We start from the raw sequence: 23,405 nt of genomic DNA on the forward strand, positions 1-23,405 counted from the left end.
CTGCTACGCCCCGAAAGGCAGCCTGGGGTCCAGGTTCTGGCTGTCCCAGGTCTGGCGCACCCAGCCGTGGTGCGGGTCGTCGCTGATGAGCCAGTCGCGGACGCGGCCGGGCCCGGCCATGACGTTGAGGTAGTACATGTCATAGCCCGGTGCGGCCATGGCCGGGCCGTGCCAGCCGTAGGGGACCAGTACCACGTCGCCGGTGCGGACCTCGGCCGAAACGTCGATGGGCCGGTGGTCGGAGGCATAGACCCGTTGGTAGCCGATGGCGTCAGCGTTCTCCCCGGGGCCGTTGGAACCGGGGACGTCGGCCACCCGCGTCTCGAAGTAGTAGATCTCCTCAAGCCTGGTCTCGCCCTCCTTCTCCTCATCATGCTTGTGGGGAGGGTAGGAGGACCAGTTGCCGGCGGGCGTGAGGACTTCGCACACGATGAACCGGTCGGCCTCCAGCGCGGCGGGGGTGCCGAAATTGTGGACCTGGCGCGAGCAGTTGCCGGCTCCGCGCAGCTCGACCGGCGTCTCCGCCGCGGTGACCAGGCGGGTGGGGTACTGGACATTGGCGGGCGCCGTCGCGATGGCAACCCGGCCGCCGTCGGACGAGGTGATCCTCACAGCCTTGTCCGTCCCGGAGTACAGCACGTCGGTGGGTCCGCTAAAGACGCTGGCCCGCCCCGACAGGGGGTGGTCCAGCCCGTCCACGGTGGCGGTGAACGCACCGCTCAGCGGGATGACAATTCGTTCTTCGGCCGCGGGCGGGAGGTCGACGACGGCGCCCGGCGCCAGCGTGGCCACCTTCAGTCCCGTGTGTTCCCAGCCTTCCACCGCAAGTTTCGAGTCGGACGTTCCCAGCGAAATGTCCCAGCAGCCTTCGGCTGCACTGCCCAGGGGGTATACCCATTCGGCCATAGTTGGTGTCCCTTTCGGATGTGTGGTCGTGTTCGGCGCATGACGGCTCCGCGCCGGGGCCAGGCAAGTCGCCGCCCCCGCGCTGGAACCGCCGCTGCGGGCTAGCGCTGGACGAGTGTCATTTCGAAGCTGTAAGAGTCACCCCGGTAGACGTGGTGCCCGGTTTCCACGTTCCGCCCCGTGTCGTCGACGGCGGTGCGTTCCATGGTGACCAGGGCCGATCCGGCCTCGGTCTCGAGGAGCGGGGCCTGGTAGTCGTTGGCCACCATGGCGCCAATGCGCTGCGTGGCCAGGCGGAAGTTGACGCCGCCGCCGCGCAGGATGCCGTACAGGCCCTGGGTCTTCAGCAGGTCCTCGTCGATGTGCGTGATGTCGTCACGCACCCAGTTCTCCATCAGGGCCAGCGGCTTGCCGCCCACCTTCCGGAGCCTGGTGAAGTGATAGACCTTGGCCCCGGCGGCCAGGTGCAGTGCCTCCCGCGTGGCGGCGTCGGCGTCGACGTGCGCAAAGGTGAGCACCTCGGTGGTGGGCTTGCTGCCGTTGTTCGTCAGGTCGTCGTACAGGCTGGACAGCTCAAGCGGGCGGCGGACCTGGCTCGACACCACCTGCGTGCCCACACCGCGCTTGCGGACCAGCAGCCCGGAGCGGACCAGTTCGTCCATTGCCTTGCGCATGGTGGGGCGCGAGAGGTTCAACTGGGCGGCGAGGTCGATCTCGTTTTCCAGCCGGCTCCCGGGTTCCAGCAGTCCGGTGTGGATGGCAGCTTCAATGCCCTGGACGACCTGATGGTACAGCGGCACCGGCGATGAGCGGTCGATGCTGAGGTGTAGTTGGTTCGCCATTGAGTGCTCCCTTTGTGCTGCAGGTTCCTGCGTCCAGTAGCCTGTATGTCAGTGCATGTCCGTTTGTTAGGACATACTCTGATTTTGATCATAGCAGGGCGCCGCCGCCAGTCAAGGAATGCGCCAGTTTGAGAGCGCGACGGCCGGGGAGGCGGGCGAGGGGCCGGCGGTCGCCCGCCGCTCAGCGCGTGCGGCAGGCCTCCACGAACACCCGGAACGGGGCAAGCCGCTGCTCCTCTGTCAGTTCCAGGGCCTCCGGATGCCACTGCACCGATGCGACCCACCGCTCGGGGTCCTCCAGCGCCTCCACCGTGCCGTCATCCGCCACGGCGGTCACCAGTAGCCCCGGCGCCACCCGGTCGACCGCCTGGTGGTGGCCGGAAGCGATCTTGACCTCCACGGCGGCCGTGCCACCCGCTGCCGTGCCACCCGCTGCCGTGCCACCCGCTGCCGTGCCACCCGCGGCTGCATCATCGGTGCCGCCGGACGCCGGACCGCCGTCCGGATTTGGGGCGGCGGCATACATCTTGGCCACCTTGGACCCCGGGGTGATCGTCACCTCGTGCCAGACCCATGGCCTGTTGGCCGCTGCCGGGATCTGGCGGTGGGGCACGGTGCCCGGCGTCATGTCCTGGACCAGCGTCCCGCCGTACAGGACATTGAGCAGCTGGTGTCCGCGGCAGATTCCCAGCACCGGCGTGCCGGCATCGAGCGCGCGCCGCGCCACCGCGATGTCCAGCCGGTCCTGTTCTGCGTTGACGTCATAGAGGGAGGGGCCCGGCTCCTCGCCGTAGAGGCGCGGGTCAACGTCGCCGCCGCCGGGAAGTACGACGCCGTCAAGCGCCTCGGGCGCGTCTGCTGCCTTGTCGCCGTCGGAGGCTCCGCCGTCGGCCGTTCCACGGCCGGGTGCGCCATGGCCCGCTGTTCCGCTGGTGGGCGCGCCCCTCAGCCCGCCCTCCAGCGACGCGCCACCCTCCAGTGATTCAGGGGTGAGCAGCACCGGTTCTCCGCCGACATCGCGGATGAGGCTGACAATGCAGCCGAAGAGGCTGTTGGCCTTCGCCACCCGTGGGTCAGGATCCGCCGAACTGCTCAGCCGGACGGGAATGCCGATCCGCGGCCGGCGCACGTCGCCCGGCGCCGCACCCGGTGTGGCGTCTGCATCCGGCGTCGCGTCTGGGCTCTGCGATGCATCTGGGGTCTGCGCTGCGTCTGGGGTCTGCACTCGTCCTGAATTCCGCGTTGAATTCTGCATCCTCAAATTCTGCCCCATATCCGGACGATTAGGCTGGGCCGATGAGCAACCGATATTTGGTGTCCCGGGACCGCTTCATCGCCGCGGAACCGGGCCGGATCTTCGAGATCCTGGCCACGCCCGCGCTGCACAGCGAAATCGACGGTTCGGACACGGTCAAGGGCGCCCAGCCCAAGGGTCCGGGCCGGCTTGGTCCGGGTGCCAAGTTCGGCATGGACATGAACATCCGGGTAAATTACCGGATCCTCAACACCGTCACTGAGTTCGAGGAGGGCCGGCGGATCGCCTGGCGCCACTTCTACGGGCATGTGTGGCGTTACCTGCTGGAACCGGCCGCCGACAGCAGCGGGCTGCCCGGGACGCTGGTGACCGAACAGTGGGATGCCCGCGGCGTCCGCGGCAGGTTCCTGCTCCGGCTTGCCGGCTACCTGCGCCGCCATCCGGAGAACATCGACAGGACACTCGCCAGGCTGGACGCCTACGTTACGTGTCCGTAAGCCGCCCGCTGACGCACTTGGCGCCGCTGTTACTGGGTCTGCGCCGGTTTCGGTAGTGTTGGGAGCATTAGGCAAGGCGAAAGTAGGGCAGTCGGTGGGGCGCAGGACACTTGTTGACGACCTTGTTGACGGTCTGCTGGACGACATACTCGACGGCAGGCTGAAGCCGCACGATGCCTTGCCGCCGGAAGCCGACATCGCCAAGGCCTACGACGTCAGCCGGCTGACCGCCCGGGAAGCCTTGAAGGCACTCCGGGCGCAGAACATCCTGTACGTCAAAGCCGGCCGCGGGACGTTCGTGAATCCGGCGGACAACTGGACCGGCCTCGACGCCATCATCAAGGCGGCATCCCACGGCAACGCGGACGACCAGGTGTCCCGCGGCCTGATCGAGGTCCGGCGCATGGTCGAAACCGGCGCCGCCGCGCTCGCCGCCAGGCGTCACACTCCTGAACATGCCGAGGAGATGCGGGCGTCCATCGCGGACATGAAACGGTATCACCAGGCCGGAGACCTCGACGGGTTCGTGGCGGCCGACATCGCCTTCCACGACACCGTCCTGAAGGCTTCCGGCAATCCGTTTGTCCGTGCCCTCCTGGCCCAGCTGGGCCAGTCCCTCTACCGCGCCCGCCGCGAGACGTCCGCCATCGAGGAGATCCAGCGCCACGCCATCGCCTTCCATCAGCGCGTGCTGGAGAGCATCCTCACCGGCGACGCCGAGCTGGCGCGCAAGGCAATGGACGAGCACATGGACCAGACCTTTGAGGACTACGAGCGCTACGTTCACGGCCAACCCTCCTAGGCACACTTCTTTCACCTTGACGTAACGCTCGTCACTCTCCTATGCTTTTGGTCATGTTCTTCCGTCAGATGTCTGACATCAGATAAAACAGATATATTCACTGAAACCGGACAGAACCCCCACAAAGACAAGCAGCGATTCCCACCGCGAAGCCGCCGGGCCGGGAACCGCCAGACAGAAGGTCGATGATGACTTCATTAACCACAAAGTCCTCCGGACTCGGCGAGCTTGGAGACCGCACGCTCCGCAAGGTCCGCCGCCGCGTAATGCCCCTGATCGTCCTGCTCTACTTCATCGCGTACCTGGACCGAAACAACGTCGGCTTCGCCAAACTGACCATGAGTGAGGACATCGGCCTGAGCGCCGCAGCCTACGGACTGGGCGCCGGCATCTTCTTCCTCGGCTACGCCGTTCTCGAAATCCCCAGCAACGCCGGCATGTACAAGTTTGGCGCCCGCAAATGGCTGGCCCGCATCCTCATTACCTGGGGCATCTTCGCAGCCGCGATGGCCCTGGTGAACGGCGAATCCACCTACTACATCATCCGCTTCCTGCTCGGTGCCGCCGAGGCCGGCTTCTTCCCCGCCATCCTCTTCTACCTGACCCTGTGGTTCCCGGCCGCGCAGCGCGTTACCGTGCTGGGCATCTTCATCCTGGCCCAGCCCGTCTCCAACGCACTGGGTGCACCTGTTTCCGGCCTGCTCCTTCAGATGGACGGCGTCATGGGCCTGCACGGCTGGCAGTGGCTCTACATTATTGAAGGCATCCCCGCCATCCTGCTGGGCGTACTGACCCCCTTCCTGATGACGGACCGCCCCCGCGACGCCAAGTGGCTCAACGCCGACGAACGCGAATGGCTCACCACCACCATGGACGCCGAACTGGCAGCCAAATCCAAGGGCAGCAGCCACAACTTCCTGGCCGGCCTCAAGGACAAGCGCACCCTCGTCTACTCGGCCCTCTACTTCGGCCTGGTCTGCGGCATCTACGGCCTCGGACTCTGGATGCCCACCATCGTGGCTGCCCTGGGGAAGTTCTCCACGGCCCAGGTCGGATTCATCGTCCTCATCCCGTACGCAGTGGCCGCAGCCTTCGTCTACTTCTGGAGCAAGCGTGCTGACAGGACCGGCAAACGTGCGTGGCACAGCGCCGTCAGCATGGTTCTGGCCGGCCTGGGCCTGCTCGCCGCAGGCTACATGCTCCCGGTCAACCCTGTCCTGGCACTCGTCGCACTGACCGCCTCGGCCATGGGCATCTACGGAGCCATTGCCCCGTTCCTGTCCATGCCGTCCGCAGCGCTCACCGGCGCGGCCGCAGCCTCCGGCCTGGCCATGGTCAACTCACTGGGCAACCTCGGCGGATTCGTCGCCCCTTACGCAGTGGGCCTGCTGAAGGACGCCACCGGCAACAACCAGAGCGGCCTGCTCTTCCTCTCCTTCTGCCTGTGCGTCACGGCTGTGGCCACCTACCTCTACGCCCGCAGGCGCCCCGAAGGCGATGCGGCGCTGGATCCGGCAGTCAACGCCTCCGCAGACGCTCCGGCCAGCCACTAAAGACCCATCCGAGAACCACCCGAAGGAACACCGCAATGAGCTCAATCACCCCTTTCCCCGCAGAGCGCACTGTTGTGCTGACCGGCGCGGCGTCCGCCCGCGGCATCGGCCGCGCAGCAGCTGACCGCATGGCCAGTGAAGGCTGGTCCATCGCGATCCTGGACATCAACGCCGAGGACGCGAAGGCCGCCGCCGCGGAGATCGGGTCCAACCGTGCAGTGAAGGCCATCGGCGTGGGCGCCGATGTCTCCGACGAAGCATCCGTGGACCGGGCGATCACCGAGATCGAAGCATCCCTGCCGCCGATCGTGGCTCTTGCCAACCTCGCCGGCATCAGCTCCCCGACCACCTTCATGGAAACCACGGTTGCCGAGTGGGACAAGGTCTTCGCCATCAACATGCGCGGCACGTTCGTGGTGTCCCAGCGGGTGCTCAAGGGCATGATCGAACGCAAGCTCGGCCGCATCGTGAGCATCTCCTCCATCTCCGCCCAGCGCGGCGGCGGCACCTACTCCAAGGTGGCCTACAGCGCCTCCAAGGCCGGCATCATCGGCTTCACCCGCGCCCTGGCCCGCGAAGTCGGCGAGTTCGGCGTGACCGTGAACGCCATTGCCCCGGGCCCGATCGACACCGACATCATGGGCGGCACGCTGACCGAGGAGCGCAAGGCCCAGATGTCCGAGGGCATCATGATGGGCCGCGTGGGCACCCGCGAGGAAGTGGCCGCGCTGATCTCCTTCCTGCTGGGTGCGGACTCGGGCTACATCACCGCCGCCACCTACGACATCAATGGCGGCCTCCAGGTCTCCTAACGGGCTTCCTGGTCTATCCACCCGACTAGGTAGCAGTTAAGGGCGTTCTCAGCGCTGGGAACGCCCACAACTGCTACCTAGTTGGGTTTTGGGACCGTGGAGTTCGTGGCAGGCTTCGGCCGGGAGATTCAACAGCCCACTAGGCTGGGCAGCATGAACCCCTCCGGCAGCCTTAACCCCAGCCCGCGGACCCTTGAGGTGGACAGCATCTCCCGCTTCGACCGGCTGGTGAAGGCCGGGGCCCGGGCGATGCACGGCTGGCATGCCCAGTCACTCGACCTCCGCGGACGGGGCACCGCCCTGGCGGCCCTGGACGCCGAGGGGGCGGTTTTCCTGGGCTGCACCTTCGACCCGGGCGTGGAGGCAACACTCCGCAGCCGGGGCGCACTCATCTTTCCACGGCTCACCGGCGTTCCGTTCAATCCGTACCGTGCCGGCCTCTATACCCCGCAGGAGCTGTACGCAGGCATCGTCGATGAGCCGTACGAGAATACCCCCGACGCTTTGGTCTACCAATGGAGCATGCGGCCGGGGCAGCGGAACCGCCTCGACTCCACCCTCGCCGCAGCCCTGCACGACCACGCCGTCGGCGATGCCCTGGAGGAGTTCGTCCGGAGCCTCAACAGTGGAGGCCGTTCCATCGTCGGAGTCATGGGAGGCCACGCCCTGCAGCGGGGGACCGGCGGCTTCGCCGCCGCCGCCACGCTGGGACGGCTTCTGGCCCGGCGCGGCCACCTGGTGGCCACCGGCGGGGGCCCCGGAGCCATGGAGGCGGCGAACCTGGGTGCCTACCTGAGCGCGGCCGACGACGACGAATTCCAGGGTGTGCTTCGGGAGTTGGCTGCCGTCCCCGGCTTCCGACCCTCGGTGTCCGCCTGGGCCCGCGCTGCGGCAGCCGCCGTCGGACGCTTTCCGGGCGGGGCCGCGTCCCTCGGCATTCCCACCTGGTTTTACGGCCATGAACCGCCCAACTACTTCGCCACCCACATCGCCAAGTACTTTGCCAACGCCGTCCGCGAGGCCATTCTCCTGGAGGTCTGCAGCGGAGGGATCGTATTCCTGCCGGGTGCAGCGGGCACGGTGCAGGAGATCTTCCAGGATGCCTGCGAGAACTACTATGGCGCCCCGGAAACCATGACCCCCATGGTGCTGGTCGGCAGGGAACACTGGGAGCAGCGGTTCCCGGCCTGGCCCATGCTGCAGAGCCTCGCCGCCGGGCGGGCGATGGAGCAGCGGATCTTCCTGGTGGACAGCGTGGGTGAGGCGCTCTCGGTCCTCGGCAGGTGAACGGCCGCGGGAACCGTAGCCGGCGGTGAACCGGCGCCGCGGGTAACTCGGCGAGGCGGGTAACTCCGCGGCGCGGGTGTCCGGAACCAGGGCTGGCCTACAGGTCCTTGCGGCAGGGCGTCTTGCCGAGTTGATAGAGGCCGTTCAGATCGCCGGCCGCCAGGCCATCGGGGGCGCCGATCTCCGGATACATGAGCTGCACGGGGTCGTTGACATGTTCCAGCCCCATGACATGGCCCAGTTCATGGAGGATGACGGCGGTGGCGTAGGCAGTGCCGTCGGGGCGTTCCAGCTCAATAGCCATCTGCGGGGCATCCAGTTCCAGGCTGCCGGTGACATAGCTCTTGGGACCGTTCCCGTAGCTGTAGTGGGTACTGCCGCCGGTGCCGATGACCTTGCCGCCCAGCTTGGGCGTCGCGTCCGGCGTGGTCCAGCTGATGAGCAGGGGTGCCCAGCGGTCGCCGTAGGCCTCGGGCTGGTAAGGGGCACGCTGGTCCGAGGGCGGCTCGTCGGTGGCGCCGTCGTCGACAAACCGGATGCCGGTGACGCGGGAGATTTCCCGGATCGCCAGGGGAACCAGGCCGGCCGCACCGTCCGGCGCAAGGCTGGCATTCACCACGTAGTGCAGCGGACGGCATGGCGAGTAGCCCACGGGGGAGCCGTCGCTGTTCACGGCAAGGAACTTATAGGAGTCGCTGGGCTCCAGAGGCGGTTCCGGCGTGCCTAGGGGAGTGGCTGCCTCCTCGAGTCCCGGCGGCGGTGCGCCCGAGGTACTGCCGGGGCCGCCGGCGTCTTCCCCGGCTGACTGTGTCCTCGGTCCGGGCTGTCCCGCGTGTCCCGCTTGCCCGACCGGATTGTTCCCCGCATCATCCTGTCCCGACTGATTTTGCCCCGCGCCATTCTGGCCGGCATCATCCTGTCCGGCATCATTCTGGCGGGACGAGGACTGGTCCCCGGAACCGATGCGGAAGTTCAGCACACCGGCAAAGCGGGGGTCCCCGTACGCCATTCCGGCCGCGAGGAAAGCCGCGCAACCGAGGGCAGCGAGCACGATCAGGCGGCGGATAAACCTGGCCGCCGCGGTGGCCGGACCTGAATGACGCGGCCGGTAGCGGTGGCGGCGTTGACTGTACCCGGGGTCTTGACCCTCCACTCCACTGCACCTCTTTCACGGCATTCCTCTGCCGCGTCGCCGCCACAAGGAATCGGGCACCAGGCAAACAAGCAATTGGCAAACAAGCAATTGGTAGACAAGGCACCCGACAAACGAGCACCAGGCAAATAGGCCTACTTTACAGTTCCGCTGGCCAGCCCACGAAACCCGCCGGACTATCCCGCCGGGCAACCCGGCCAACCGGGCAACCCGGCCAACCCGGCCAACCGGTGCAACCAGCCAACCCACCCGAGACGATAACTCCGGCTCAGGCGATGACAGCGCCAAACGCCATGCCCAGGAGGTAGGTGACGCCGGCAGCACCAAGGCCGATGGCGAGCTGCCGGAGGCCGCGGGTCAATGGCGAGGTGCCGGACAGCAGGCCGACGGTGCCGCCGGTGGCCAGCAGCGCGATGCCCACCAGGACCGCCGCCACCATGAGGGCGCCGATTCCGGTCATGCCGAAAAGGAAGGGAATGATGGGCACGATCGCGCCCGAGGCGAAGAAGCAGAAGCTGGAGAGGGCGGCGCCCCAGGCCGTGCCCACGGCTTCGTGCTCGTCCTCGGTCTCGGGCAGTTCGGGATGGAGCGAGAGGCTCGGATCGCAGTCGCACGTGAAGAGGCCCATGCGTTCGGCCACGCGGTGTTCGGCGGCCTCGCGGGACATGCCGCGGGCCAGGTAGACCAGCAGGAGCTCGTTGTGTTCGATGTCCAACTGGGGTGCCGCCACCAGTGTCACCTGGGTGGGACGGGTGGCGTCCAGGAGCTCGCGCTGGGAACGGACCGACACGAATTCGCCGGCGCCCATGGAGAATGCCCCGGCCAGGAGTCCGGAGATGCCGCTGAGCAGGACCACGCCGCTGCCAACGCCCGTGGCGGCCATGCCCATGACCAGCGACAGGTTGCTGACCAGGCCGTCGTTGGCGCCGAAGACGGCGGCGCGGAACGTGCCGGCCAGCCGGTTGCGGCCGCGTGTTGCCAGGCCGCGGACCACTTCCTCGTGGATCTGCTCGTCGGCCGCCATGGCCGGGGTGGCGGACGGTTCCCTGGTGTACGGGGAGCGGCCCTCCGCCCGCTGCGCCAGCGCAAGCACAAACACGGAGCCAAAGTGCCGGGCCAGGAAACCCAGAAGGCGGCTGCGGAAGGACGCGTGCCGGGGCTTGCCGGCGTGCTCACCAAGCAGTTTCAGCCAGTGTGCCTCGTGGCGGCCCTCGGCTTCGGCGAGGGCCAAAAGGATGGCGCGCTCCTCGCCGGAGCGGTTCTGGGCGAGATCACGGTAGACGGCAGCCTCGGCCCGTTCGTCGGCGAGGTACTGGCGCCAGCGCCTGATGTCCGCGGCGCTGGGTTCCGGGCGGGAGGCCGCGGGGTTGGGCGCGGCGCCGGTTGCGGGGCCGTTGGTTGAGGCAGGCGCGGCGGAGGCGTTGCCGCTGGTGTGAGGGTCAGATTTTGCGTGCTGAGACACGGGAACTCCTGGGTAGCTGGGACGTGCTGCGGCCCCATTGCATCGCCCACTTTACCCCGTAATTCCGCGGATTTTCGGCCGGTAACCCTTAGCCAAAAGTTTAGGGAAACCTCAATAACGCCGGACGCCGGAGGCAGCGACCGTGGCCAGTGCGAACGCCCTTGACCGCCCGCACCCGCGGTGATCTGATGAAAATGTGCCCCGCCGACGGCGGGTACCGAAGTCCAATCACACGGAGGTCTGCCTGATGAACACCAACGGATCGCGCCCCGAGCCGGACACCCGCCACACCATCGAGTCCGATCCCGCCTACGACTTTGCCGAGGACGCGCCGGTGGACGAAGACTGGGACACGGAAGACGAATTCCTTGATTCCGAAGAACGCGTTGTTCCCGCCAACTCCGAGGCAGTGGACGACGACGAACGGGTAGTTCCGCTGGACGCGGACGACGAGTTCCGTGCGGACGAAAGCTACGAAGGCTAGGCGTCCGTTTCGGCACTGACGGCCGTTTCGACCCTGAACTTTTCGCTCCTGACATCTCCCACCCTGACCCTTCCCACCCGCTTTAGCCCAACTCTTTTAACCACGACGGCGGTGCCTCCCCGCGCTGGGAGGAACCGCCGTCGTCGTACTTTTTCTAGATCTGCCGGGGCCCCGTGCAGGTCACCGGACAGTGGCCGAAACCGGTGCTTCCTCGGTGTCCTTGCCGGCCACCCGGCGGTACCAGCGGCTCATGACCGCGGGGTCCGTAGGCTTGGTCAGCAGGGAGACTGCCACGTAGACCACTGCGGAGGTGATCAGGCCGTAGTAGATCGGTTCATTGGCAAAGATGCCTTCCAGCGGTTCTTTGGCGTTGATCTCCAGGACGATCATGGTGCCGAGCGTCACCACGGAACCGACCGCCATGGACGCCGCGGCCGCGATGCCCGTGCCGCGCTTCCAGATGAGCCCGCCGAGGATGGCCACCAGGAGGCCGCCCACCAGGATGTCGTAGGCGATGGTGAGGGCGGCGACGACGTCCTTGGTGATGATGGCGATCAGGATGGCCACGATGCCGAGGCCGAGGACCCACATGCGATTGGCCTTGACGTCGTGCTCCGGGTTGTCGGAATCGTCCGTGTTGATGGTCTTGCCGAACCAGCTGGCGACGAACGGCAGCACGTCCGCACGGGCAACGGTGGCTGCCGCGATCAGGGCGCCTGACGCGGTGGACATCATGGCCGCGACGGCGGCAGCGAGCACCAGGCCGCCGATGCCGATGGGCAGCAGGTTCTGCGCCACCTCGGCGTAGACAACGTCCTTGCCCTGGGTGGCGACGTCGATGCTGGGCAGCGCAACCCTCGCGCCGAGGCCGATCAGTGCGCCGGCCGCGCCGTAGAGGATGCAGTAGATGCCGGCGGTGGCGCCTCCCCAGCGGGCAACCCGCGGCGTCTTCGCCGTGAACACGCGCTGCCAGATGTCCTGGCCGATCAGCAGGCCGAGGGTGTAGACGACGAAGTAGGTGATGATCGTCTGGACACCGATGCCGTCAATCTGGAAGAAGCTGGCCTCCACGCGGCTGCGGATGCCGTCCAGGCCCCCGGCTGCGTTGAGCGTGAAAGGCAGCATGAGAAAGAAGATGCCCACGGTCTTGATGACGAACTGGACCTGGTCGGCCAAGGTGATGGACCACATGCCGCCAATGGTCGAGTACACAAGCACAATGGCGCCGCCGATGGCGATGGCCAGCGCCCGGTCCCAGCCGAACAGCACCACGAAGATGGTGGCGTAGGCGCCGGTGGAGGTGGCGCAGAGCATCAGGGTATAGGCGAGCATGATGATGCCGGAGGTCCGGGTGGCCTGGCTGCCGTAGCGCAGGGACAGCATCTGGGAGACGGTGTAGATCTTCAGTTTCTGGATGGTGCCGGCGAACAGCAGGCTCAGCAGCAGGACACCGGCACCGATCGCCACCACGAGCCACATGCCCGAGATGCCGAACTTGTAGCCGAGGCCGACGCCGCCAACGGTGGAGGCGCCGCCCAGGACGACTGCGGCCATTGTTCCGGTGTAAAGGAACGGCCCCAGGCGGCGGCCGGCCACGAGGAAGTCGCTGTTGTTCTTGGTGCGGGACTTGCCCCACCAGCCGAAGGCCAGCATGGCGGCCAGGTAGACCACCACGATGGCGATATTGACGAAACTTGCGTCCATGATTGGGGATCCTTGGAGCTTTGGCAGCTTACGGGCCAGTCCGGGGAAACGGGCTGCCCGGATGGTGCTGCACTGAACGGAAATCTGGGGGAACGCTGGGTTCCTTGCTGGGCGTCTCCTCGTGGGAGTTGTTTCACAAGCAACACTTGTTGCATAAAAGCGTAGGCTGTGATTCGAGTAACAGTCAAGACGCAAAGCTCCGCGGCGCGGCTTGCCCCGCGTCACAGAAGGGCGGGGCCGATAATATGACTCCAATGATGGGGCCGTGCGGCCGGCCGTGAAAGGTTCGTAAATGAAGGCACTACCAGTTGAGCCGAGCAATGTTCCGGTCGCCATCGGTTCAAGGATCCGCGCCGCGCGCCAGTCCCAGCGGCTCACCATTGAACAGGTGGCCGACGCCACCGGTTTGACCAAGGGCTTCCTCAGCCGCGTGGAGCGGGACCTGACCTCACCGTCTGTGGCCTCGCTGGTGACACTGTGCCAGGTGCTGTCGATCTCCATTGGCGACCTGTTCGCCGCGCCGGAAACCCACCTGACCAAGCGTGATTCGGGTCCGCGCATCTCCCTCGGTGGGGAGGGGATCGTCGAGCGGCTGCTGACCGCGCGGTCCGAACGGCGCGTGCAGATTATCCAGGCCGTCATTGACCCGCGGGGCCGGGGTGAATCGGAGCTCTACGCCGTTGACTGCGACGTCGATGTCCTGCATGTGATCAAGGGGACCATCAGGCTCATCCTCACGAACGAGGAATATGAGCTGACCACCGGGGACACGGTCACCTTCCCCGGCCGGGAACCGCATACCTGGGTCAACCCGACCGACGAGTCCGTCGAGGTTTTGTGGGTGCTGGTCCCGGCAGCGAGCCGGTAGCGTTCTTCGAATCGGCCCGGCCGCCTCTTCTTGGGCGCCCGGGTTTTTTCTGCCCTGATTTTTAGAGATCCGGTAAACAGTCGGTGCACATTGGACAACTTCGAGTGTATGATGGCTGTCACAACACACCCTCGACAAGTCATCCTCGAAGGAGAGGCGTTCCTTTGGAAGAGCTGCGCATCGAAGCCAACGGCAACCTTGGCCCCATCGATTCATCCCGTATTCCCCGCTACGCCGGGGCCGCAACCTATGCCCGCCTGCCGCGCCTGGACCAGGTGGCCAAGTCCGACATCACCGTGGTGGGCGTGCCCTTTGATTCCGGCGTCTCCTACCGCCCCGGTGCCCGTTTCGGCGCCAACCACGTCCGCGAGGCCAGCCGGCTGCTCCGCCCGTACAACCCGGCCTGGGACGTCAGCCCGTTCGAGAACTGCCAGGTGGCCGACGCCGGCGACATGGCCGTGAACCCGTTCAACATCAACGAGGCCATCGAAACCATCCAGCAGAACGCCCTGGACCTGACGGCGGGCGGCAGCAAGCTGCTCACCCTGGGCGGCGACCACACCATCGCGCTGCCGCTCCTGCGCGCCGCCGCCGAGCGCGCCGGTGGCCCCATCGCCATGCTGCACTTCGACGCCCACCTGGACACCTGGGACACCTACTTCGGCGCCGAGTACACCCACGGCACCCCGTTCCGCCGTGCCGTGGAGGAGGGCATCCTGGACACGGAGGCCATCAGCCACATCGGCACCCGCGGCCCGCTGTACGGGAAAAAGGATCTCGACGACGACCACCGCTTCGGGTTCGGCATCGTCACCTCCGCTGACGTTTACTACCAGGGTGTCCTCGAGACAGTGGCCAAGGTGCGGGACCGCATCGGAGACCGTCCCCTGTACATCTCCGTGGACATCGACGTTCTGGACCCCGCCCACGCGCCCGGAACCGGCACGCCGGAAGCCGGCGGCATCACCAGCCGCGAGCTGCTGGAGATCATCCGCGGCTTCCGCGGCATGAACCTCGTCGGCGCCGACGTCGTTGAAGTGGCCCCGGCCTACGACCATGCCGAGATTACCGGCGTTGCCGCGAGCCACGTGGCCTACGAACTCGTTACCCTCATGGCGGACAACACCGTGGCCGGTGACCGCTTCGGCTCTGCGACCGGCTACGCCGCCCAGGCGCTGGGCCGGGAAGCCCGGCGTCCGGCCGGGTTCGCCGCAGCCTCGCCCGCGCCGGCCAACAATGGCGCTGTCCGTGCCGCCGTGGGGGAGTACTCCCAGTGACCGCCGTCGGGACCGGTGCCCGCAACGGCGGGGATCTCGTCGTCGAAACCCTGGAGGCGCTGGGCGCTAAGACGGTGTTCGGCATTCCCGGACAGCATGCGCTGGGCCTCTTCGACGCGATGGGCCGGGGCAACCTGAAGTTCGTGTCCTCCCGCGTGGAGAACAACAGCGCCTTCGCCGCCGACGGCTACTCGCGGGCCACGGGGGAGGTGGGCGTGCTGTTCCTGTCCACCGGGCCGGGCGCGCTGACATCGCTCGCCGGGCTGCAGGAAGCCTACGCCACGGGTGTGCCCATGGTGGTGGTTGCCAGCCAGATCCCGCTCGAGGGCCTGGGCGCCCGGCGGAAGGGGATGCTGCACCAGCTGGATGACCAGAAGGCGTCGGCCGCGAACGTCACCAAGAGCCAGCGCCTGATCCAGCACGCCTCGGGCATTCCGTCCGCCATCCAGGACGCCTGGACCGAGGCGATCTCCTCGCCCCAGGGGCCGGTCTGGCTGGAGGTCCCGCAAAACGTGCTGCTGGACCCCATCATGGTGCCGCCCGTCGAGGATGCGCTGGCCGAAGCGGCGGACAACCCGCCGCGCGTCGAGCTTGTCCGTGAAGCCGTGAAATGGCTGTCGGCGGCGGAACGCCCCGCCATCATTGCCGGCGGCGGAACCCGCCGGGGCCGGGCGGAAAAATCGCTGCTCTCGATCGCGGAAAAGCTGAGGGCGCCCGTCATCTGCACGCCCGGCGGCAACGGCGCCTTCCCGTGGAACCACGAGCTCTCGCTGCAGTCGTGGATCGAGGACCGGCACATGACGGATCTCCTGGAGGACGCCGACGTCCTGGTGGTCATCGGCTCCTCGCTCGGCGAGGTCACCTCCAACTACTTCACGTTCGAACCGCGCGGCAGGATCATCCAGATCGACGCCGAACCGCGGGTTTTGGAATCCAACCGGCCCGGCCTGGGGATCCGCGCCGACGCCGGCCAGGCGCTCGCGGCCCTCGACGCGTCGCTGGTGGTGCCTGCCGACGCCAGGCCCGACTGGCACGGGACCTCGCCGGAGGACCTGGTCCGGGAGTCCCTGCGCCAGGTCAGGGAGCGGCTGGAATCGCAGGATCTGGCCAAGGAACTGAAGTTCATGGCCGATATTCGGGACGCCGTTCCGGCGGACATGCAGACGTTCTGGGACATGACCATCTCGGCGTACTGGGGCTGGAGCTGCTGGGACGCCCGCGAGGGCCAGTTCCACTCGGCCCAGGGTGCCGGCGGCCTGGGCTACGGCTTCCCGGCGGCGATCGGCGGGGCCGTGGGTTTGGAGACCGTGGGCAAGTCCGCGGCTTCGGCCAGGGTGCTCGCTGTGTCCGGCGACGGTTCGGCCATGTACTCCATCGCCGAACTCGCCACGGCCAAGCAGCACAACGTGCCCGTCACCTGGCTGATCGTGGACGACGGCGGCTACGGCATCCTGCGCGAATACATGGTGGGCGCCTTCGGGAAGGCCACGGCCACCGAACTCTCCCGGCCGGACTTCGTGAAGCTGGCGGAATCGTTCGGCGTTCCCGCCGCCCGGGTCGCGCCGGAAAACGTGGGGGACGCGCTCAAGGCGGCCTTCGCCGCGGACGGCCCGAACGTCGTCGTGGTTGAAACACTGCTCAAGATGTTCGCCCCCACCCACCTGGACAGCTAACTCAGCGCGAACGCACATTTAAGCCCCACCTCTCCAGCGCGAACTGGCAGGTAATGCCCTCTCAAGACGATTTTGAGGGCATCTGCTGCCAGTTCGCGCTGGCAGTGTTTAAGGAACGTTGCCCCGCCGCCATATGCTTAGTTTCCAAAAGCAACCATTTATTGCTATAGTTGCCTAAGGCAAGCAATAAGGGGTTAATTCACCATGGCAGTTGAGCCAAACACCGCGGCCGAACTCGTGCGCCAGATCTTCGACCTTCAGCGCGCCGTCCGGTGCGTGGCAATCTCCAACTCGCGCGGCCTGGAAGCGGGAATCGCGCTGCAGGGCGTCCTCCGCTTCGTGGGGGAGAAGGAATCCCGCGCCACGCACCTGGCAGCTCGGCTGGGGGTCAGCGCTCCAGTCCTCAGCAGGCACATCGCAGAACTTGAGGAACTGGGGCTAGTCCACCGCAGGCCGGACCCCGACGACGGGCGGGCGCAGTTGGTGGCCCTTACCGACGCCGGCCGCGCCAAGCTCGTCGAGATCGAGGACCACCGCGTGGCCACCCTGCAGGAGTTCCTGCAGGACTGGAGCCAGCAGGACGCCGAGGAGACGGCGAAAGTACTCTCCAAACTCGCGGAATCCCTGCGGGAATCCGCCCGGGCAACGACGGCCGGCGCCATCACAACCACCACCAAACGCAAGGAGCAGTTCATTGGCTAGCCACGCTGCCGTCTCCGGGACGGCCCCGTCACGCCCTTCGGCCCACCCACCCCAAGCAGCGATGACGCACAGGCAGATCATGGAGGCCCTCACCGGGCTCCTGGCGGCCTTCTTCACCGCGATCCTCAGCAGCACCATCGTGGCCAACGCGCTGCCCACCATCATGTCCGAGCTCAAGGGCACGCAGACTGACTTCGCGTGGGTCATCACCGCAGCACTCCTGGCCAACGCGGCCACCACCCCGATTTGGGGCAAGCTCGCCGACCTGTTCGACAAGAAGGTTCTGGTCCAGCTCAGCATTGTGATCTTCGTGGCCGGCTCGGTGATGGCAGGCCTGTCCCAGACCATCCCGCTGCTGCTAACCGCCCGCGTTGTCCAGGGCATCGCCATGGGCGGCCTGACCGCGCTTGCCCAGGCGATCATCGGATCGATGATCCCGCCGCGGGACCGCGGAAAGTACTCCGGTTACATGGGCGCCGTGATGGCCGTCGGTACGGCCGGCGGCCCACTGCTGGGCGGTTTCATCGTTGACAGCCCGCTCGGCTGGCGCTGGACGTTCTTCGTCTGCGTGCCGCTCGCCGTCGTCGCCCTGATCCTGCTCCAGATCACCCTCAAGATCCAGCACGTCAAGCGGCCAGCCAGGATCGACTGGCTCGGCTCCATCCTCCTCACCACCGGCGTCAGCCTTCTCCTCATCTGGGTGTCGTTCGCCGGCAACCCCGACTACTACGACTGGTGGTCCTGGCAGTCGGCACTGATGGTGGGCGGCGGCGTCGTGCTGCTGGCCCTGCTCGTTGTGGTTGAATCCAAGGTTGAGCAGCCCATCATCCCGCTGAAGATCATCTCCGAGCGCACCACTGCCCTGGCCATCTGGGCCTCCGTGGCTGTGGGCGTGGCGATGTTCGGCTCCTCGACCTTCCTGGGCCAGTACTTCCAGGTGGCACGCGGCGCAACACCCACCGAGGCGGGCCTTCTGACCCTGCCCATGATCGCCGGCAACCTGATCGGCTCCGTGCTTTCCGGCCAGCTGATCAGCCGCACCGGCAAATGGAAGCGCTACCTGGTCGCCGGGTCGGTCCTGCTGATCGGCGGCCTGGGCCTCGCCGGCACCATGGACCACACCACGGAACTGTGGCAGTCCGGCGTCTTCACGGCGATCCTGGGCCTCGGGCTCGGCATGCTCATGCAGAACCTCGTCCTCGCCGTGCAGAACACCGTCAGCGCCAGCGACATCGGCACGGCCAGTGCTTCCGTGGCCTTCTTCCGCTCCGTGGGCGGCGCGATCGGCGTGTCCGTGCTGGGCGCGATCATGAGCAACCGGGTCAAGGAACTGGCCACCCAGGGCCTTGCCGACGCCGGCATCAAGGCAGGTTCCGGATCCTCCGGCGCCAGCCTCGACCTCGCCGACATGCCCGCCCCGATCCGGGACATCATGCGGGCCGCCTACGGCGATGCCACGGCCGAGATCTTCCTGATCGCCGGCGCGATCGCCGTTGTTGCCCTCATCGCCGTGCTCCTGATCAAGGAACAGCCGCTGCGCCGGACCGTTGACATCCGTCCGGAGGCTGCTGCCGACCCGGCACCGTCTTCCGCCTCGGGGTCCGGGCAGAATTCGGAACTCCCGGCCGCTGAGTATTCCGACGACGACCTCGAGCGTGAGTTCGCCGAAGTGCTGACCCGCCAGCTGGCCGACGACGCCAAAGCGCCGTCCTACCCCGGCCGGCCGAGGACTGCTGACCCCGTCCTGCCGATGAATGAACCGCCGGCGCGGGCCCGGACCATGCTGGCCGAGATGCACAACAAGCCAGCCGACCTGGTGCCGCTTATCCAGGAAACGCAGGGGCTCCTCGCGGAGCAGCAGCTTCAGCTGGCCACGGCACTGAACGCCGTCGCCCGGCAGGCCGAGCAGCAGCGGATCATCGCGCAGGAACAAGCCAGGGTCGGCACCGAACTGAAGGCACTGAGCCGGCGGCTGGCCAAGGAACGCAAACTCCAGAGCGCGGCCGCGCACTACATCGCCTCGCACGGCAAGCACCGCGGCGAGTAGCCCCCGCTCGGACGGAGTTTTCGTCCGGATAATGGCCGCCAAAACCCGGCAGAGGCCACTATCCGGACGAAAACTCCAGTTAAGCGGGCGGGGCGTACGACGGCGGCGGCCGGGTGCGGGGCTTAAGTGTTCGTTCGCGCTGTGGGTGCGGGCGTCGTCCGTTGGGATGATCTTCGCCCGCAACGTTTCGCACGGGCAACAGATTTCGTAGAGTTGGAAGGCTTGGGCTGTCAGACCCGTCTGCTATTACTCTTCTTAACTCATTCGCGCTCTCCCGAAGGATCCGTGAGCATGCTCGTCACCCTCATACGGCGTTATTCCAAACCGTATTTGCCCTACATCGTGGCTATCATTGCCTTCCAATTGGCATCCACCATTGCGGCGCTCTACCTGCCCAGCCTCAACGCCCAGATCATTGACGAGGGCGTCTCCCGCGGCGACACCGATTTCATCTGGCGCACCGGCGCCGTCATGCTCCTCGTGGCCTTCCTGCAGGTGGGCACCGCCATTGCCGGCGTCTACTTCGGATCGAAGACGGCCATGGCGTTGGGCCGCGACCTCCGCCGCGGCGTTTTCCGCAAGGTGACCAGCTTCTCGGCCAAGGACGTCAACGCCTTCGGCGCGCCCACCCTGATCACCCGCGGCACGAACGATGTCCAGCAGGTCCAGATGCTGGTGCTGATGGGCCTGAACTTCATGGTGTCCACGCCGATCATGTGCATCGGCGGCATCATCATGGCCCTGCGCGAGGACATCAACCTGTCCTGGCTGGTCTGGGTCTCGGTCCCCATCCTCATCGTGGTGGTGGGCTACATCGTGGTGCGCCTCATGCCACTGTTCCGCTCCATGCAGAAGAAGATCGACCGCATCAACGAGGTCCTGCGCGAGCAGATCATCGGCATCCGCGTGGTCCGCGCGTTCGTCCGGGAACCGTATGAAACGGAACGCTTCGGCCAGGCCAACAAGGAACTGACGGACGTATCGCTCAAGATCGGTGCGCTGTTCGTCCTGATGTTCCCTGCCATCGGCATGATCCTGCACCTGTCCACCGCCGCCGTGCTCTGGTTCGGCGGCCAGCGGGTAGACTCCGGCGACATGCAGGTCGGCTCCCTGACAGCGTTCCTGCAGTACCTGCTGCAGATCCTCATGGCGGTGATGATGGGCACCTTCATGGCCATGATGATTCCGCGCGCGTCCGTCTGCGCGGACCGCATCGGTGAGGTGCTCGACGTCGAACCGTCCATCCATGACCCGGAGCGGCCGGTCACTCCGGGGCAGCTGACAGGCGTGGTGGAGTACCGCAACGTCACGTTCGCCTACCCCGGAGCCGAGGCGCCGGTCCTGAGCAACATCAGCTTCACCGCCCGGCCGGGAGAGACCGTGGCGATCATCGGCTCCACCGGTGCCGGCAAGACCTCCCTGCTGTCCCTGCTGCCGCGGCTGTACGACGTGGCCGACGGCGACGTACTCCTCGACGGCGTGCCCGTCAGCCAGCTGGACCGGGCGGAAATCACCAAGCGCGTGGCCCTGGTTCCGCAGCGGCCCTACCTGTTCTCCGGAACCATTGAGCACAACCTCCGCTTTGGAAAGCCGGACGCTTCCGACGGCGAGCTGTGGGATGCGCTGCACGTGGCCCAGGGCGACGGCTTCGTGAAGGAAAAGAAAAACGGCCTCGCGTCCCGCATCGCCCAGGGCGGCACCAACGTGTCCGGCGGCCAGCGCCAGCGCCTGTGCATCGCGCGCGCCCTGGTTACCAGGCCCAAGGTCTACCTGTTCGACGACTCCTTCTCCGCGCTGGACGTCGCCACCGACGCCCGGCTGCGTGCCGCGCTCAAGCGCACCACCGCTGACGCCACCGTCATCATCGTCGCGCAGCGCATCTCCACCATCACGGAAGCGGACCAGATCCTGGTGCTGGACAACGGCCGGATCGTGGACCGCGGCACGCACGAGGAACTCCTCGAAACGTCGCCCACCTACCAGGAAATTGTTGAGTCCCAGCTGAGCGTGGAGGAAGTGGCATGAGCGCCGAAAAGAAGGGCACCGGCCAGAACCCAAGCACCGGCCAGGACGCCGCTCCGGTCCTCGAGGACGACGACTTCGTCGAGGAGGAGTACAAGCCGGGCGAAGCCGACGGCGGCATGTTCGGCGCGATGCCGGCCAAGAAGGCCCAGCATTTCTGGCCGTCGGCGAAGCGGCTCATGGGCCTGCTGAAACCGGAAGCCGCCGGCATCTACGTCGTGGTGGGCATGGTGATCGTTTCGGTGATCCTCAACGTCATTGCGCCCAAGGTGCTGGGCCAGGCCATGGACGTCATCTTCGGCGGCGTGGTGGGCAAGCAGTTGCCCGCCGGCGTCAGCAAGGACCAGTTCGTCGAGGGGCTGCGGGCCCAGGGCCAGAACAACTTCGCGGACATGGTCTCGCGGATGGAACTGGTGCCCGGAACAGGCATCGACTTCCAGAAGCTGACCGTGCTGATCTCAGCCGTGCTGCTCATGTATTTCGTGGCCAACATCTTCCTGTGGCTCCAGGGATACGTCCTCAACAGGATCGTCATGAAGGTGATCCGGCAGCTCCGCGACGACACCGAAAAGAAGCTTAACCGGCTGCCGCTGAACTACTTCGACACCCGCCAGCGCGGCGACGTGCTCTCCCGGGTGACCAACGACGTCGACAACGTCCAGCAGGCGCTGCAGCAGGCGTTCGCCCAGCTCATCAGCTCGGTGCTGACGGTGCTCGGCATCGTCATCATGATGTTCATCGTCTCGTGGCAGCTGGCCCTGATCGCCCTCATTGCGCTGCCGCTCTCCGGTGCTGCGGCCGGCGTGATCGGCGCCCGCAGCCAGAAGCTGTTCGCCGCACAGTGGAAGAACACGGGGGAGCTGAACGGCCAGATCGAGGAGTCCTTCTCCGGGCACGACCTGGTGCGGGTCTTTGGCCGCGACGCGGACATGCTGGCGCGCTTCGACGAGCGCAACGAAGCCCTGTACAAGGCCAGCTTCGGCGCCCAGTTCGTGTCCGGCATCATCTTCCCGGTGATGCAGTTCGTCTCCTACCTCAGCTACGTCGGCATTGCGGTAGTGGGCGGCCTGCGGGTTGCCTCGGGCAGCATGAGCCTGGGCGACGCCACGGCCTTCATCCAGTACTCCCGCGAGTTCACCCAGCCGCTGGGGCAGATGGCGGGCATGGCCAACATGCTGCAGTCTGGAGTGGCATCTGCCGAGCGCGTGTTCGAGTTCCTGGACGCGGATGAGCAGGACGCCGAGACCGCCACGCAGCACCTGCCGGCCAAGACCGACGGCCACGTGGAGTTCCAGGACGTCACCTTCAGCTACACGGCGGACAAGGCCCTGATCGAAAACCTGTCCTTCACCGCGGAGCCTGGGCACACGGTGGCCATCGTCGGTCCCACCGGCGCCGGCAAGACCACGCTGGTGAACCTGGTCATGCGCTTCTATGAGCTCAACTCCGGCTCCATCACGCTCGACGGCGTGGATGTCACCCAGCTGAGCCGGGCGGAGCTGCGCTCCAAGGTGGGCATGGTGCTGCAGGACGCCTGGCTGTTCGGCGGTTCCATCTACGACAACATCAGGTACGGCAAGCTGGACGCCACCGAGGACCAGGTCATGGCGGCGGCCAAGGCCACGTTCGTGGACCGCTTCGTCCGGGCGTTGCCGGACGGGTACGGCACGGTCATCGACGAGGAGGGCAACAACGTCAGCGCGGGCGAGAAACAGCTCATCACCATCGCCCGCGCCTTCGTGGCCAACCCGTCGCTGCTCATCCTGGACGAGGCCACCAGCTCGGTGGACACCCGCACCGAGCTGCTGGTGCAGAAGGCCATGGCAGCGCTGCGCACGGACCGGACCAGCTTCGTCATCGCCCACCGGCTCTCGACGATCCGGGACGCCGACACCATCCTGGTCATGGAGAACGGCAAGATCGTGGAACAGGGCAACCACCAGACCCTCCTGGCCGCCGAAGGCGCCTACTACCGGCTGTACATGTCGCAGTTCGCCGGAGCGGATGCCGAGGAGACACCCGTGGACGATTCAACGGCGGTGCACAGCTGACCGCCGCA

At 66.7% G+C, this 23,405-nt stretch carries 19 protein-coding genes; 13 read left to right on the forward strand and 6 right to left on the reverse strand.

Going from position 1 to position 23,405, the window contains the following annotated elements; all coding sequences use genetic code 11:
- Positions 1–3 precede the first annotated feature (3 nt).
- From iolB to ACFRAU_RS03650, 3 genes are all read right to left on the reverse strand, one after another.
- The gene (iolB, locus tag ACFRAU_RS03640; RefSeq protein ID WP_377998845.1) at positions 4–906 is read right to left on the reverse strand and encodes a 5-deoxy-glucuronate isomerase; all 903 of its coding nucleotides are present in this window, start codon (positions 904–906) and stop codon (positions 4–6) included.
- A gap of 101 nt (positions 907–1,007) precedes the next feature.
- Complete coding sequence (locus ACFRAU_RS03645; protein ID WP_377997747.1) at positions 1,008–1,748, reverse strand: GntR family transcriptional regulator; 741 nt, start codon at positions 1,746–1,748, stop codon at positions 1,008–1,010.
- A gap of 181 nt (positions 1,749–1,929) precedes the next feature.
- Positions 1,930–2,973, reverse strand: coding sequence for a gamma-glutamyl-gamma-aminobutyrate hydrolase family protein (locus ACFRAU_RS03650; RefSeq protein ID WP_377998846.1), 1,044 nt, complete (start codon positions 2,971–2,973; stop codon positions 1,930–1,932).
- Positions 2,974–3,044: 71 nt separating this feature from the next.
- Between ACFRAU_RS03650 and ACFRAU_RS03655 the strand changes: the two genes are divergently transcribed.
- The 5 genes from ACFRAU_RS03655 to ACFRAU_RS03675 all read left to right on the forward strand — a co-directional run bounded on the left by ACFRAU_RS03655 (position 3,045) and on the right by ACFRAU_RS03675 (position 7,954).
- A complete protein-coding gene (locus tag ACFRAU_RS03655; RefSeq protein ID WP_377998847.1) occupies positions 3,045–3,500 on the forward strand; it encodes an SRPBCC family protein in 456 nt (151 codons plus the stop codon).
- A 94-nt stretch (positions 3,501–3,594) separates the two neighbouring features.
- The gene (locus tag ACFRAU_RS03660; protein WP_377997744.1) at positions 3,595–4,302 is read left to right on the forward strand and encodes a FadR/GntR family transcriptional regulator; all 708 of its coding nucleotides are present in this window, start codon (positions 3,595–3,597) and stop codon (positions 4,300–4,302) included.
- A gap of 185 nt (positions 4,303–4,487) precedes the next feature.
- Positions 4,488–5,855, forward strand: a complete 1,368-nt coding sequence (locus ACFRAU_RS03665) for an MFS transporter (protein ID WP_377997743.1) — start codon at positions 4,488–4,490, stop codon at positions 5,853–5,855.
- Between the two features lie 35 nt (positions 5,856–5,890).
- The gene (locus ACFRAU_RS03670; protein ID WP_377997742.1) at positions 5,891–6,667 is read left to right on the forward strand and encodes an SDR family NAD(P)-dependent oxidoreductase; all 777 of its coding nucleotides are present in this window, start codon (positions 5,891–5,893) and stop codon (positions 6,665–6,667) included.
- A 153-nt stretch (positions 6,668–6,820) separates the two neighbouring features.
- On the forward strand, positions 6,821–7,954 hold the full coding sequence (locus tag ACFRAU_RS03675; protein ID WP_377998848.1) for an LOG family protein: 1,134 nt from the start codon (positions 6,821–6,823) through the stop codon (positions 7,952–7,954).
- A gap of 97 nt (positions 7,955–8,051) precedes the next feature.
- Here ACFRAU_RS03675 and ACFRAU_RS03680 read toward each other — a convergent pair whose 3' ends face one another.
- A complete protein-coding gene (locus ACFRAU_RS03680) occupies positions 8,052–9,107 on the reverse strand; it encodes a matrixin family metalloprotease (RefSeq protein ID WP_377998849.1) in 1,056 nt (351 codons plus the stop codon).
- Between the two features lie 268 nt (positions 9,108–9,375).
- Positions 9,376–10,569 (reverse strand): VIT1/CCC1 transporter family protein, encoded by a 1,194-nt coding sequence (locus tag ACFRAU_RS03685; protein WP_377998850.1) that lies wholly within the window; start codon positions 10,567–10,569, stop codon positions 9,376–9,378.
- A 247-nt stretch (positions 10,570–10,816) separates the two neighbouring features.
- Here ACFRAU_RS03685 and ACFRAU_RS03690 point away from each other — a divergent pair, with 247 nt between their 5' ends.
- A complete protein-coding gene (locus tag ACFRAU_RS03690) occupies positions 10,817–11,053 on the forward strand; it encodes a hypothetical protein (RefSeq protein ID WP_377998851.1) in 237 nt (78 codons plus the stop codon).
- 180 nt (positions 11,054–11,233) lie between these two features.
- Here the strand turns inward: ACFRAU_RS03690 and ACFRAU_RS03695 are convergent, their stop codons facing one another.
- Entirely contained in the window at positions 11,234–12,757 is a 1,524-nt protein-coding gene (locus ACFRAU_RS03695) for a sodium:solute symporter (protein ID WP_377996689.1), read from the reverse strand.
- A gap of 292 nt (positions 12,758–13,049) precedes the next feature.
- On the opposite strand from ACFRAU_RS03695, the gene ACFRAU_RS03700 reads away from it, so the two are divergent.
- The 7 genes from ACFRAU_RS03700 to ACFRAU_RS03730 all read left to right on the forward strand — a co-directional run bounded on the left by ACFRAU_RS03700 (position 13,050) and on the right by ACFRAU_RS03730 (position 23,397).
- The gene (locus ACFRAU_RS03700; RefSeq protein ID WP_377998852.1) at positions 13,050–13,625 is read left to right on the forward strand and encodes a helix-turn-helix domain-containing protein; all 576 of its coding nucleotides are present in this window, start codon (positions 13,050–13,052) and stop codon (positions 13,623–13,625) included.
- 164 nt (positions 13,626–13,789) lie between these two features.
- Entirely contained in the window at positions 13,790–14,902 is a 1,113-nt protein-coding gene (speB, locus tag ACFRAU_RS03705; protein WP_377996687.1) for an agmatinase, read from the forward strand.
- Positions 14,899–16,575 carry a thiamine pyrophosphate-binding protein gene (locus ACFRAU_RS03710; RefSeq protein ID WP_377998853.1) on the forward strand — a complete coding sequence of 559 codons (1,677 nt, stop codon included), beginning with the start codon at positions 14,899–14,901 and terminating at the stop codon, positions 16,573–16,575. The genes speB and ACFRAU_RS03710 overlap by 4 nt, the downstream gene beginning before the upstream one ends.
- Positions 16,576–16,779: 204 nt before the next feature.
- A complete protein-coding gene (locus tag ACFRAU_RS03715) occupies positions 16,780–17,277 on the forward strand; it encodes a MarR family winged helix-turn-helix transcriptional regulator (RefSeq protein ID WP_377996685.1) in 498 nt (165 codons plus the stop codon).
- Positions 17,278–17,338: 61 nt separating this feature from the next.
- The gene (locus tag ACFRAU_RS03720) at positions 17,339–19,324 is read left to right on the forward strand and encodes an MDR family MFS transporter (RefSeq protein ID WP_377998854.1); all 1,986 of its coding nucleotides are present in this window, start codon (positions 17,339–17,341) and stop codon (positions 19,322–19,324) included.
- 291 nt (positions 19,325–19,615) lie between these two features.
- The gene (locus ACFRAU_RS03725; protein WP_377998855.1) at positions 19,616–21,349 is read left to right on the forward strand and encodes an ABC transporter ATP-binding protein; all 1,734 of its coding nucleotides are present in this window, start codon (positions 19,616–19,618) and stop codon (positions 21,347–21,349) included.
- Positions 21,346–23,397, forward strand: a complete 2,052-nt coding sequence (locus ACFRAU_RS03730; RefSeq protein ID WP_377998856.1) for an ABC transporter ATP-binding protein — start codon at positions 21,346–21,348, stop codon at positions 23,395–23,397. Before ACFRAU_RS03725 ends, ACFRAU_RS03730 begins: the two co-directional genes overlap by 4 nt.
- The last annotated feature ends 8 nt before the right edge of the window (positions 23,398–23,405 follow it).

Origin of the sequence: Arthrobacter sp. NPDC056691 (assembly GCF_042791415.1) — a bacterium.
In the GTDB taxonomy this organism is placed as follows: Bacteria; Actinomycetota; Actinomycetes; order Actinomycetales; family Micrococcaceae; genus Arthrobacter.